The sequence below is a fragment of the Thioclava sp. F42-5 genome, from assembly GCF_002213195.1.
Classification (GTDB): domain Bacteria; phylum Pseudomonadota; class Alphaproteobacteria; order Rhodobacterales; family Rhodobacteraceae; genus Thioclava; species Thioclava nitratireducens.
Genome location: NZ_NBNZ01000002.1, coordinates 599,486 through 612,236, shown reverse-complemented (window position 1 = coordinate 612,236; position 12,751 = coordinate 599,486). Strand labels below are relative to the sequence as shown.

Annotated in this window: 7 protein-coding genes; 2 read left to right on the top strand and 5 right to left on the bottom strand. The window is 65.1% G+C overall.

Annotated features, from left to right (window positions below):
* Positions 1 to 152 precede the first annotated feature (152 nt).
* Positions 153 to 2,120, top strand: a complete 1,968-nt coding sequence (locus B6V74_RS08190; RefSeq protein WP_088722492.1) for a trypsin-like peptidase domain-containing protein — start codon at positions 153 to 155, stop codon at positions 2,118 to 2,120.
* Here the strand turns inward: B6V74_RS08190 and B6V74_RS08185 are convergent, their stop codons facing one another.
* Complete coding sequence (locus B6V74_RS08185) at positions 2,121 to 3,569, bottom strand: TrkH family potassium uptake protein (protein ID WP_075776959.1); 1,449 nt, start codon at positions 3,567 to 3,569, stop codon at positions 2,121 to 2,123.
* A gap of 192 nt (positions 3,570 to 3,761) precedes the next feature.
* Here B6V74_RS08185 and pyc point away from each other — a divergent pair, with 192 nt between their 5' ends.
* The gene (pyc, locus tag B6V74_RS08180; RefSeq protein ID WP_088722491.1) at positions 3,762 to 7,196 is read left to right on the top strand and encodes a pyruvate carboxylase; all 3,435 of its coding nucleotides are present in this window, start codon (positions 3,762 to 3,764) and stop codon (positions 7,194 to 7,196) included.
* Between the two features lie 377 nt (positions 7,197 to 7,573).
* Here the strand turns inward: pyc and B6V74_RS08175 are convergent, their stop codons facing one another.
* From B6V74_RS08175 to B6V74_RS08160, 4 genes are all read right to left on the bottom strand, one after another.
* Positions 7,574 to 8,125 (bottom strand): sarcosine oxidase subunit gamma family protein, encoded by a 552-nt coding sequence (locus B6V74_RS08175; protein WP_088722490.1) that lies wholly within the window; start codon positions 8,123 to 8,125, stop codon positions 7,574 to 7,576.
* Positions 8,118 to 11,072, bottom strand: a complete 2,955-nt coding sequence (locus tag B6V74_RS08170) for a sarcosine oxidase subunit alpha family protein (protein ID WP_075776962.1) — start codon at positions 11,070 to 11,072, stop codon at positions 8,118 to 8,120. Before B6V74_RS08170 ends, B6V74_RS08175 begins: the two co-directional genes overlap by 8 nt.
* Entirely contained in the window at positions 11,069 to 11,392 is a 324-nt protein-coding gene (locus B6V74_RS08165) for a sarcosine oxidase subunit delta (protein WP_088720084.1), read from the bottom strand. The genes B6V74_RS08170 and B6V74_RS08165 overlap by 4 nt, the downstream gene beginning before the upstream one ends.
* A 70-nt stretch (positions 11,393 to 11,462) precedes the next feature.
* Complete coding sequence (locus B6V74_RS08160) at positions 11,463 to 12,707, bottom strand: sarcosine oxidase subunit beta family protein (RefSeq protein ID WP_088722489.1); 1,245 nt, start codon at positions 12,705 to 12,707, stop codon at positions 11,463 to 11,465.
* Positions 12,708 to 12,751: the final 44 nt, after the last annotated feature.

The following is a 12,751-nucleotide window of genomic DNA, read 5'->3' as shown; positions in this document are numbered from 1 at the left end:
CGGGCAGGCGATCCGCGACATGCGGCGCGCAAAGCTGCGGCCCCTGCCCCACACCGGCGGATTTCGTGACCCGAACGGGGGCGTTTGGGGGGTGACCTCGGCTCGCGTTGCGCTAAGTTCGAGGGAAAAGCTTATATCATCGGGGAGTGGCAATGCGGGCAATTTCACGGACAGTTTCGATCGTCGTCGGGGCCAGCCTGACCGGCATGGTCTGGACCGGCACGGCCTGGGCCGAGGCCTGGGTACAGATCGAGGCGAAAAGCTCGCTTGCCCAAGCCGAAGCGCGCGCCCGCGACTGGGCGGGCATGTTCCCTGACACGACCGGGTTCCGGCTCGATTCCGGCTGGTATGCGATCGCGCTTGGCCCCTTTGCCGACGATGCGGAAGCGAATGCGCGGCGCCGGGTTCTGCGCCGCGAGGGTCTGATCCCGCGCGACAGTTTCGTGGCCGATGGCAACAACTTCCGCCAGCAATTCTGGCCGGTGGGCGCGACATTGAACACAGCCCCGCAGGCGACCCAGCCCGCCCCGCAAGCCGACACGCAAAGCGACGTGCGCGGCGCGCCGATGCCTGCGCCGATCGACGTGGAGCCGCTGGACGGTCCGGATGAGACGGCGCAATCGAGCGATCAGACCACGTCACCCGATGCGATGGCGAGCACACCCGATACGTCTGCCCAAGATACCACCACCGCGCCCGAAGCGCTGAACTCCGACACCACCGCGGCGACTGACGCACCGGCCCTGCGGGACGTCACCCCAGCCCCGCAAGAGGCTACGCCCGCGCCCGAGCCGGTGGAGACGCTGGCGGAGTCGCGCCGTCTCGAAGCCGCCCTCGATCCGCAGACCAAGGGCGACATCCAGACCGCGCTGGAATGGGAAGGCAGCTATCAGGGCGCGATCGACGGGATTTTCGGCCGTGGCACGCGCGGCTCCATCGCCGACTGGCAGTCGAAGAATGGCTACCAGCCAACAGGCGTCCTGTCCTCGACCCAGCAGGCCGCACTTCTCGACAAGGTCGCCTCCGAGCGCGCGGCGCTGGGGCTGCAGACCGTCACCGAGCAGGAAGCCGGGATCCGGATCGAGCTGCCGATGGGGCTGGTGAAATTCGCCCGCTACAACGCGCCGTTCGTCAATTACGCACCCAAGGACGACAGCGGCGTGCAGGTTCTGCTGATCTCTCAGCCCGGCGACACGGCGCGGCTGCGCGGGCTCTATGACGCGATGCAGACGCTTGAAATCGTGCCGACGGGCGGCGAGCGCAACATCCGCGGCAACAGCTTCACCATCGAGGGCGCGAATACGGCGGTCCATTCCTACACCCATGCGGAGCTCTCGAACGGGCAGATCAAGGGCTTCACGCTGGTTTGGCCCGCCGGGGACGACAAGCGAATGAATCGCGTGCTCGACGCGATGAAGAGAAGCTTCACGCCGATCGGCTCCAAGACGCTCGACGCGACGCTCGGTCAGCCGATGTCGGTAACGCGGGCCGCCCTGATGGCGGGGATCGAGAAACGCGCACCGGTCTTCTCGCGCTCGGGCTTCTTCATCGATGCGGACGGCCATGTGCTGACCGCCGCCGAGGGGCTCGACCAGTGCGGCCGGATCACGATCGAAGACCATGCCGCCTCGCTCAGCTTCGACGGCGGCGCCAAGGGTTACGCGGTTCTGACGCCGCAAGACACGCTCGCCCCGAGGGAAGTCGCGAAATTCAATCCCGACGCGCCGCTGGCCGGGGCGAAGGTCGCGGTAGCGGGCTTCTCCTACCCCGAAGCGCTCTCCGCGCCGGTGCTGAATTTCGGTACGCTCTCGGCGCTCAAGGGGCTGGAAGGACAAGACAATCAGGCCCGGATCGAGGCGCAGACCCGCGCGGGCGACGTGGGCGGGCCGGTGCTCGACGGGACGGGCGCGGTCGTGGGGATGTTGCTGCCCGCGAGTGACGACGCGAACCGGGTGCTGCCCGACAATCTGAGCGTCGCGCTGCAAAGCAAGGCAATGACGCCGGGGCTGTCGGACAAGGGATTCACGCCGAAAGAGGCGGGCATCTCGGCCAACCGCGCGCCGGAAGACCTGCAGCAGATGGCAGACGGGATGGTGGTGCAGATTTCCTGCTGGAAGTGATCAGCCCCGCCAGAAGCGCGGCAGCAGCAGCACGAGCACGCTCATCAATTCGAGCCGCCCGAGACACATCGCCGCGCTCATCAGCCACTTCGCGCTGTCGGGGAAATCCGCGACCGAGCCGTTCGCGGTGATCTCGGGGCCCCATGCGGGGCCGATATTGGCGATCGAGGTCCAGGCGGCGGTCATCGCCGTTTCGGTTCCGAGCCCGGTGAAGGTCAGCGCGATGATCAGCATCCCGAAGATCAGGATGAAGAGCGAAAAGAACGCCATCACCGAGTTGACCACGCTATCCTCGACAGGGCGCCCGCCATATTGCACCTTCAGCAGGCGGTGGGGCGAGTAGAGCCGCTGGATCTGCGCCTTGATCGCCTCCAGCAGGATCAGGTAGCGGAACACCTTGACGGAACAGGCGGTGGAGGCCGTGCAGCCCCCGATCAGTCCGGAAATCAGCAGGATCGTGAAGGCCAGATGGCCCCATTGGGTCACGTCCTCAGAGGCATAGCCGGTGCCGGTGAAGGTCGAGACCACGTTGAACGTCACCTCCCGCAGCGTCGGCCAGAAAGAGGCCTCGTGGCGGATCATGCGGTAGAGCACGATGATCGCGATCGCGTAGCCCATCCAGCGCAGGAAGGCGCGCACCTGCGGGTCGCGCCACAGTGGCATCGTATCGCCGCGCATCACCTGAACGAAGCGGATGAACGGCATCGCGGCCAGCGCCATGAAGACCGAGGCCGCGTATTCGGGCGCGCCCTTATAAACGGCGAAGCTGGCGTCGTAATTCGAGAAGCCGCCCGTGCTCATCGTCGTAAGGGCGTGCATGATCGCGTCGAACCCCTTCATGCCGAGACCGATATAGGTCAGCGCGCAGGCAATCGTCAGCCCGACATAGATGCGGATCAGCGCGGTCGAGATATCCATTGCGCGCGGCAGGATTTTCCCAAGCGTGTCAAACCCTTCCGAGCGGAAGAACTGCATCCCCCCGACCTTCATCACCGGAAGGAAGATCATCGCGACGATGATGATCCCCAGACCGCCCAGCCATTGCAGCAGTCCGCGCCACAGGTTCACCCCCGGCGGCAGCGTATCGAGTTGCGGAATCGCGGTGGTGCCGGTCGTGGTCAGCCCTGACATCGCCTCGAAATAGGCATCGACCAGAGACAGATGCGGCACACCCAGCATGAAAGGTAGCGCCCCGAAGAACGGCAGCGTCAGCCAGACGAGCGAGGTCAGCAGAAAGCTTTGATGGATCGAGAGCGTCCGCGCCAGCCCGTCGCGGGAGGCCAGCGCCAGCAGCGCGCCTGCCGTCGTCGTCAGCACCGCGCTTTCGACGAAAACCAGCCAATGCGCTGCACCATGGCCCAAATCCACCGCCGCCGGGATAAGCATCGTCAGCCCCAGCACGGATGTCAGCATTCCGATGATATATCCAACCGGGCGCAGATCGATCATGCGCCCCACCTTGCCCAGAGCGTCAGTCTAGTCAATCCCGGACCGGACCGGGACGGGCGCGCATCGGTGCGGATCGACTTTGCAAACTCTCGCACATTGGTCAGTAAATTTGCCCAAGTTTGCAGGTAGGCCCTTGCGCTGCGGCGCGGCAACTGTACCGTAGCGGCCACTTTCGACAACAGGGAGAACGCTATGTTCAACAAGATCCTCGTGGCCAACCGTGGCGAGATCGCCATCCGGGTGATGCGCGCCGCCAACGAGCTGGGCAAGAAGACGGTCGCCGTCTACGCCGAAGAGGACAAGTTGGGCCTGCACCGCTTCAAGGCCGATGAAGCCTATCGCATTGGCGAAGGCCTCTCGCCCGTCGGTGCCTATCTCTCGATCGAAGAGATCATCCGCGTCGCCAAGGAAAGCGGCGCCGACGCGATCCACCCGGGCTATGGCCTGCTGTCGGAGAACCCCGATTTCGTCGAAGCCTGCGATGCCGCCGGCATCACCTTCATCGGCCCGAGAGCCGAAACGATGCGCGCGCTCGGCGACAAGGCCTCGGCCCGTCGCGTCGCGATCAAGGCCGGCGTGCCGGTCATTCCCGCGACCGAAGTGCTGGGCGAGGATTTCGACGCGATCAAGAAAGAGGCCGCCGAGATCGGCTACCCGCTGATGCTGAAAGCCAGCTGGGGCGGCGGCGGGCGCGGCATGCGCCCGATCCTCGGCGAGGAGGAACTGGTCGAGAAGGTCCGCGAAGGCCGGCGCGAAGCCGAAGCCGCCTTCGGAAATGGCGAGGGCTATCTCGAGAAGATGATCACCCGCGCGCGCCACGTCGAAGTGCAGCTTCTGGGCGACACGCATGGCAATCTCTATCACCTCTACGAGCGCGACTGCACCGTGCAGCGCCGCAACCAGAAGGTCGTCGAGCGCGCCCCTGCCCCCTACCTGTCGGACGCACAGCGCGAAGAGGTCTGCCAACTCGCGCTGAAGATCGGTCAGGCGGTCGGCTATGAATGTGCCGGCACGGTCGAATTCCTGATGGATATGGACACCGACAATTTCTACTTCATCGAGGTGAACCCGCGCGTTCAGGTCGAGCATACCGTGACCGAGGAAGTCACCGGCATCGACATCGTGCAGGCCCAGATCAAGATTGCCGAAGGCGCGACACTCGCAGAGGCGACCCGCGCCAAGTCGCAGGACGAGATCGAACTGTCGGGCCACGCGCTGCAATGCCGCGTGACCACCGAGGACCCGCAGAACAACTTCATCCCCGATTACGGCCGACTGACCGCCTATCGTTCGGCCACCGGCAACGGCATCCGCCTCGATGGCGGCACAGCCTATGCGGGCGGCGTCATCACCCGCTATTATGACTCGCTGCTGGTGAAGGTCACGGCCTGGGCGCAGGACCCCGATCAGGCGATCCGCCGGATGGACCGCGCCCTGCGCGAATTCCGTATCCGCGGCGTGAGCACGAATATCGACTTCGTCATCAACCTGCTCAAGCACCCGACCTTCCTCGACATGAGCTACACGACGAAGTTCATCGACACGACGCCGGAGCTGTTCGACTTCAAGCAACGCCGCGACCGGGGCACCAAGATCCTGACCTATATCGCGGACATCACGGTGAACGGTCACCCCGAGACCGCGGGCCGCAACAAGCCGCATGCCGAGGCGAGACCGCCGCGCCTGCCCGCGTTGAAAGACGAGGTGAAGCCCGGCAGCCGCAACCTGCTCGAGAAAGAGGGCGCGAAGGCGGTCGCCGACTGGATGAAGGCGAAGAAGAAGCTGCTGCTGACCGACACCACGATGCGCGACGGCCACCAATCGCTGCTGGCAACCCGGATGCGTTCGATCGACATGATCAAGGCAGCCCCCGCCTATGCCTCAAACCTGAGCGATCTGTTCTCGGTCGAATGCTGGGGCGGCGCGACATTCGACGTGGCCTACCGCTTCTTGCAGGAATGCCCGTGGCAGCGCCTGCGCGACATCCGCGAAGAGATGCCCAACATCCTGACCCAGATGCTTCTGCGCGCCTCGAACGGCGTGGGCTACACGAACTACCCTGACAACGTGGTGCAGTTCTTCGTCAAGCAGGCGGCGGAAAGCGGCGTCGACGTGTTCCGCGTCTTCGACTCGCTGAACTGGGTCGAGAACATGCGCGTCGCGATGGATGCGGTGATCGAGAGCGGCAAGATCTGCGAAGGCACGATCTGCTACACTGGCGACATCCTCGATCCCGACCGCGCGAAGTATGACCTGAAATACTATATCGGCATGGCGAAAGAGCTGGAAGCGGCGGGCGCCCATATCCTCGGCCTCAAGGACATGGCGGGCCTTCTGAAACCGGCCGCCGCGCGTCAGCTGATCTCGGCGCTCAAGGAAGAGGTCGATATCCCGATCCACTTCCACACCCATGACACCTCTGGCATCGCAGGCGCGACGATCCTAGCTGCCGCCGATGCGGGCGTCGATGCGGTGGACGCGGCGATGGACGCGTTCTCGGGCGGCACTTCGCAGCCCTGCCTCGGCTCCATCGTGGAGGCGCTGGCCCATACCGAGCGCGATACCGGCCTCGATATCCACGCGATCCGGATGATCTCGAACTACTGGGAGGCCGTGCGCCACCAATACGCGGCCTTCGAGAGCGGTCTCGAGGCTCCCGCCTCCGAGGTCTACCTGCACGAAATGCCCGGCGGCCAGTTCACCAACCTCAAGGCGCAGGCGCGCTCGCTGGGGCTGGAAGAGCGTTGGCACGAGGTGGCGCAGGCCTATGCCGATGCCAACCAGATCTTCGGCGATATCGTAAAGGTCACGCCGTCCTCGAAAGTCGTAGGCGACATGGCGCTGATGATGGTCGCGCAGGGCCTGTCCAAGGAAGACGTGCTCGATCCGGCCAAGGACGTCTCCTTCCCGGATTCGGTCATCGACATGATGCGCGGCAATCTCGGCCAACCGCCCGGCGGCTGGCCCGAGGGGATCGTGGCGAAGGTGCTCAAGGGCGAAACGCCTTCGACCGAGCGTCCCGGTAAAAACCTGCCCCCGGTGGATCTGGAAGCCGCCCGCAAGGAGGCCTCCGAACAACTCGACGGGCGCGAGATCGATAACGAGGATCTGGCGGGTTACCTGATGTATCCCAAGGTCTTCACCGATTACGCAAGTCGCCACGAAGCCTATGGCCCGGTGCGCACCCTGCCGACCCCCGTCTTCTTCTACGGGATGGAGCCGCAGGACGAGATTTCCGCCGAGATCGACCCCGGCAAAACGCTGGAGATCCGCTATCTCACCACCGGCGACACCGACGAACTGGGCGAGGTGAAGGTCTATTTCGAGCTCAACGGCCAGCCCCGCGCCGTGCGCGTTCCGAACCGCGCGGTGAAGGCGACGACGGCGGCGAAACCGAAGGCCGAGGCGGGCAACCCGGATCATATCGGTGCGCCTATGCCGGGTTCGATCGCCTCGATCGCGGTCAATGTCGGCCAGAAGGTGAAGCCGGGCGATATGCTCCTGACCATCGAGGCGATGAAGATGGAAACCGGCATCCACTCCGAGCGCGACGCCACCGTGAAAGCGATCCACGTTTCGCCGGGCGCCCAGATCGACGCGAAGGATTTGCTGATCGAGCTGGAGTAAACCGATCCTGATCGAGACCGAACCGCGCGCCAAGGCCCCGCCCCGGCGCGCGGTTTCATTTTCGGACCGACCGTGAAGTTCGGGGGGGCTGCCCCCGGGCCCGCACGGGATATTTGGTTCATTGAAGGCGAAAAACGCCTGGCTCTAGCCTCAGAGAAGACGGAAAGCCGGGCGTCTCGAACTGCGCGGCAACCGGCATCCCGCCTGCACCGCAGCGGCAGCATAGACGGACCGAGGCTTAGTAATTATTTCGGCTTTCCAATTGCTTGACATTCCCCTGAGGCGTGAGACGGAGTGAGAATTCGTCGTTTCAAACGACACGACCCCGAACACTGAATAGCCTGGACTGAGGGCCGGCGGGCGCCAGTCCCCGCCCCTCAAAACAATTCCGACCCGGGGCGCGAGGAGACCTCCAGAAGACCCATCACGTAGCCCGCGACGGAGCGGAAGGAGACTAGCGAGATCTCGTCTTCCCCCGATCGCCAGAACGCCGCCGCCACTTGTGCCGCACGGGAGCGGCGGATCTCGCCTTTGGGTAGAGTCGCGACATCGGCGGGGGAGAGCTTCATCACCACTTGGTCGGCCTTTTCGCCGCGGATGGTGAACATCGCGCGGGCGTCAGAGACGTTGACGACCAGCGCATGCTCTGCGGCAAGCGCCTCGGCAACCCGGTCGGTAAGCGCGGGCGCCTCGTCATGGGCGCAGATCAGCAACAGCTCATCCGGGCTCATCCACGCGATGGAGCGCCCGTCGACGGTCTCGATCCGGCGCGGACCGGGGACGGGCAGCCCCTCGGCCTTGAGCGCCTTGGCCAGCGCCTTCGCGCCCAGATCGCAGCGGATGGAGATCATGCCCACCAGTCCGGCCTCGGACACGGTGACGAAACCTTCGTGGCTCTGCCCGGAAAGGGCGCTGACGGCCTCAGACATTCTGCTTCTCCCCGTCTTTGTCGTAGAAGACCGGATCGACGATCCGCGCCTTGACCATGTCCTCGCCCTCACCGGTGAACTCGATCACCTCGCCCATCCGGTCGGGCCCGTTCAGCACCAGCCCCATCGCGATACCCTTGCCGATCGTCGGCGAGTAATAGGTCGAGGTGACGCGGCCTTGCGTGTTGCGCTGACCGTTGGCGTTGAACCCGTCGGCGGGCGCGTGGCTGCCATCGGGGATGACCGATCCGTCGAGCGTCTCGAGGCCGACGAGCTTCCAGCGGTTCGGGTCGGTCATGTGGGACCGCTCCTGCGCGCGCTTGCCCAGATAGTCGGTCTTCTTCTTCGAGATCGCCCAGTTGAGGCCCAGATCCTGCGGGATCACGGTGCCGTCGGTCTCGTCGCCGATCATGATGAAGCCCTTCTCGGCGCGCATCACGTGCAGCGCCTCGGTGCCGTAGGGCATCACGCCAAGCGCTTCGCCCTCGGTCATCAGCTTCTCCCACAGCGCGAGGCCCTGCGACGCGGGAACCGCGATCTCGTAGCTCAGCTCGCCCGAGAAGGAGATGCGGAAGATGCGCGCGTCGAAACCGCCCAGCGTGCCGTCCGCCCATTGCATGAAGGGCAGCGTCTCCTTACTGACATCCATGCCACCCAGTCGCTCCAGCAGTTCGCGCGACTTCGGGCCGACGACGGCGATCTGGGCATATTGCTCGGTCAGGTTGGCGGTGTAGACCTTCCAGTCCCACCACTCGCATTGCAGCCAGTCTTCCATCCAGCCGTGGATGTGATCCGCCCCGCCCGAGGTGGTGTGGCACAGCCACGTATCTTCGGACAGGCGCGCCACGACCCCGTCATCCATCAGGAAGCCGTTCTCGTTGCACATCAGCCCGTAGCGGCATTTGCCGACTTTCAGCGTCGACATCATGTTGGTGTAGAGCATGTCGAGGAATTTCCCCGCATCCGGCCCTTTCACCACGATCTTGCCCAGCGTCGAGGCGTCGAGCATGCCCACATTCTTGCGGGTATTGGTGATCTCACGGTTGACCGCGTCGCGGTGGCTCTCGCCCGATTTCGGGTAGCAATAGGGGCGACGCCAATGGCCGACCGGCTCCCAATGCGCGCCCTTGGCTTCGTGCCAGGACTGGATCGGGGTGCGGCGCAGCGGCTGGAACAGCTCGCCCTTGGCTTCCGCCGTCACGGCGCCGAGCGAAATCGGCGTGTAGGGCGGGCGGAAGGTGGTCGTGCCAGTGGCCGGGATCGGTTGGCCAAGCGCATCCGAGAGAATAGCGAGCCCGTTGATATTGCTCAGCTTTCCCTGATCGGTCGCCATGCCGAGCGTGGTGTAGCGCTTGGTATGTTCGACCGACTCGTAGCCCTCGCGGGCGGCCAGCTGCACGTCGGAGACCTTCACGTCGTTCTGGTAGTCGAGGAAGCTCTTGAAGCGCAGCGCATCGGGCGCGCCCGCGGGCATCATCCAGACGGGGGCGAGCGGCGCTTCCTCCTCGGAAGCCGCGCCGATGCCCAGACCGCCCATCGCCTCGGAGAGCGTCAGATCGCCATTGGCGGCCCCCACGACCGTCGCCATGCCGGTCCCATCCGCGCCGGTCGGCGGACGGTTCGGATCGGGGCGGAACATCGCACGCGCATCGTCCCAGGTCAGCTTGCCGCCGCAATGCGACCACAGGTGCACGACCGGCGACCAGCCGCCCGACATCGCGACGCAATCGCAGTCGATCGTCTCGACCGCCCCGCCCTCGCCGGCCTGTGCGCAGATCTCGACGCCGGAGACGCGTTTGCGGCCGAGCACTTTCGCGATGCCGCGGCCTTCAAGCACACGCACACCGCGCGCCTTCACGGCTTCGGGCAGCGCGCCATGGGTTTCCTCGCGCGCATCGACGACGGCCGAGACCGTCAGCCCCGCATCGAGGATCGCGAGCGCCGTGCGATAGGCGTCGTCGTTGTTGGTCACGATCACCGTGCGATCGCCGGGCGAGACCGCCCAGTTCACGATGTAATCGCGCACCGCCGAGGCCAGCATCACGCCGGGCACGTCATTGCCCGCGAAAGCAAGCGGACGTTCGATCGCGCCGGTCGCGGTGATCGTGTGGCCCGCACGGATGCGCCAGAGACGGTGGCGCGGACGGCCATCGCCGGGAGTGGTGTCGGCGAGGTTCTCGTAGCCGATGACATAGCCATGATCGTGCAGACCCGCCGCCATCAGGCGGGTGCGCATCGTGACATTCTCCATCGAGGACAGTTCGACCAGCGCGCTGTCGATCCAGGTCTGCGCGTCGTGACCGTCGATTTGACCGCCATCGACCGGCGTGCGCCCGCCCCAGTTCGGGGTCTGCTCGATCAGCCAGACGCGTTTACCGGCGCGGCCTTCCTTGAGCGCCGCGGCAAGACCCGCCACACCCCCGCCCACGACGAGCACGTCGCAATGGGCGTAGACCTGCTCGTAGCGATCCGGGTCGGCCTCTTTCGGCACGCCGCCCAAGCCCGCCGATTTGCGGATGATGGGTTCGAACAGGTGCTTCCACGCTGCGCGCGGGGCCATGAAGGTCTTGTAGTAGAAGCCCGCGGGCAGGAATTTGTAGAAGGTGTTGTTGATCTCGCCGATGTCGAAATCGAGCGACGGCCAGTGGTTCTGGCTGGTGGTCTCGGCCCCCTCGAACAGCTCGGTCGTGGTGGTGCGCTGGTCGGGCTCGAACCGCGCGTTACGGCCCAGACCGACGAGCGCGTTCGGCTCTTCCGCGCCCGAGGCCACGATGCCGCGCGGGCGGTGATATTTGAACGACCGGCCCACCATGACCTGACCGCCGCCCAAGAGCGCCGAGGCCAGCGTATCGCCCGCAAAGCCGCGCATCGGCTTGCCGTTGAAGGTGAAGGCGAGCGGTTTCGCGCGGTCGATCAGACGACCACCCTTGGAAAGACGCGTGCTCATTTATAGCCCTCCCAGTCGGGGCGTTTCGCTTTGATCTTCGCGATCACATCGGCGGGGGGCTCGGTGGTCTGCGCCTTGTAGGTCGCAAATACCTCGAGCGTGCCCGTGTCGCGCGCCGCCAGGAACCACTTGCCGCAGCCATAGGCATGCCGCCAGCGCTCGAAATGGACGCCTTTCGGGTTCTTGCGGGCGAACAGGTATCCCTCGAACTCGTCATCCGACGAGCCCGGCCCGAAGCGCTTTAGATGCGCCTCTCCGCCCGGGGCGAATTCGGTTTCCTCGGCGGTGACGCCGCAGCAGGGACAGGTGAGGGTCAGCATGTCGGATGCACCTCTTTACTGGAGAGCGCCGGGAGGGATTTGAAGCAGGTCGAAAGGGAGGTCGTCTTCATCAGTGCGCCACCCCTGCGGCGACGCTTTCATCGATGAAGCGGCCTTCCTTGAAGCGGTCGAGGCCGAATTGGTCGGTCAGCGGCGAGTGGCCGCGCGCGATCAGCTCGGCCATGCCATAGCCCGAGCCCGGGATCGCCTTGAACCCGCCGGTGCCCCAGCCGCAATTGACGAAGATGCCCTCGACCGGCGTTTTCGACAGGATGGGCGAGCGGTCGCCGGTCATGTCCACGATGCCGCCCCATTGGCGCAGCATTTTCAGGCGCGAGATGATCGGAAAGGTCTCGACCAGCGCGCGGGTGGTTTCCTCGACATGGTGCCACGAGCCGCGTTGGGTGTAGTTGTTGAACCCGTCCGTGCCGCCGCCGATCACCATCTCGCCCTTGTCGGATTGCGACATGTAGCCGTGCACCGTGTTGGCCATCACGACAACGTCCATGCAGGGTTTGATCGGCTCTGAGACCCAAGCCTGCAGCGCGACGCTCTCGATCGGCAGACGGAAGCCCGCCATTTCGGCGAGGACCGAGGAATGCCCCGCGACGATGATGGCGAGCTGTTCGCAGTCGATCTCGCCCTTGGTGGTCGAGATGCCCTGCACCTTGCCGCCTTCGGTGCGCACACCGGTCACTTCGCATTTCTGGATGATGTCCATGCCCATGTCCGAGCACGCCCGCGCATAGCCCCAGGCCACCGCGTCGTGCCGCGCCGTGCCGCCGCGCTTTTGCAGCAGAGCGCCCAACACCGGGTAACGCGGCCCGTCGATATTGATGATCGGCACCAGCTCCTTGACCTGCTCCGGTCCGATCCATTCGGTGTCGATGCCCTGCAGGCGGTTGGCGTGCACCGTGCGCTTGTAGCCGCGCACCTCGTGCTCGGTCTGGCCCAGCATCAGAAGACCGCGCGGCGAGAACATCACGTTGTAGTTCAGATCCTGGCTCAGATTCTCGTAAAGCGCACGGGCTTTCTCGTAGATCGCCGCCGACGGATCCTGCAGGTAGTTCGAGCGGATGATCGTGGTGTTGCGGCCGGTATTGCCGCCGCCCAGCCAGCCCTTCTCGATCACCGCGACATCGGTGATCCCATGCACCTTGCCAAGGTAATAGGCGGTGGCGAGGCCATGCCCCCCTGCCCCCACGACAATGACCTTGTAGCGTTTCTTCGGCTCGGGCGAGCGCCAGGCCCGCTCCCAACCGCGATGGAAGCGCATCGCCTCACGCGCAACGGCAAACATCGAATAGCGTTTCATGAGCGCGCCTCCGAGCAGTCTCGACTCTTTCGCCTTTGTGATGG

Excerpts from the sequence above, each read along its gene's own strand:
- B6V74_RS08190 (WP_088722492.1), top strand. The coding sequence starts at position 153 with ATGCGGGCAATTTCACGGACAGTTTCGATCGTCGTCGGGGCCAGCCTG.
- B6V74_RS08185 (WP_075776959.1), bottom strand. The coding sequence starts at position 3,569 with ATGATCGATCTGCGCCCGGTTGGATATATCATCGGAATGCTGACATCC.
- pyc (WP_088722491.1), top strand. The coding sequence starts at position 3,762 with ATGTTCAACAAGATCCTCGTGGCCAACCGTGGCGAGATCGCCATCCGG.
- B6V74_RS08175 (WP_088722490.1), bottom strand. The coding sequence starts at position 8,125 with ATGTCTGAGGCCGTCAGCGCCCTTTCCGGGCAGAGCCACGAAGGTTTC.
- B6V74_RS08170 (WP_075776962.1), bottom strand. The coding sequence starts at position 11,072 with ATGAGCACGCGTCTTTCCAAGGGTGGTCGTCTGATCGACCGCGCGAAA.
- B6V74_RS08165 (WP_088720084.1), bottom strand. The coding sequence starts at position 11,392 with ATGCTGACCCTCACCTGTCCCTGCTGCGGCGTCACCGCCGAGGAAACC.
- B6V74_RS08160 (WP_088722489.1), bottom strand. The coding sequence starts at position 12,707 with ATGAAACGCTATTCGATGTTTGCCGTTGCGCGTGAGGCGATGCGCTTC.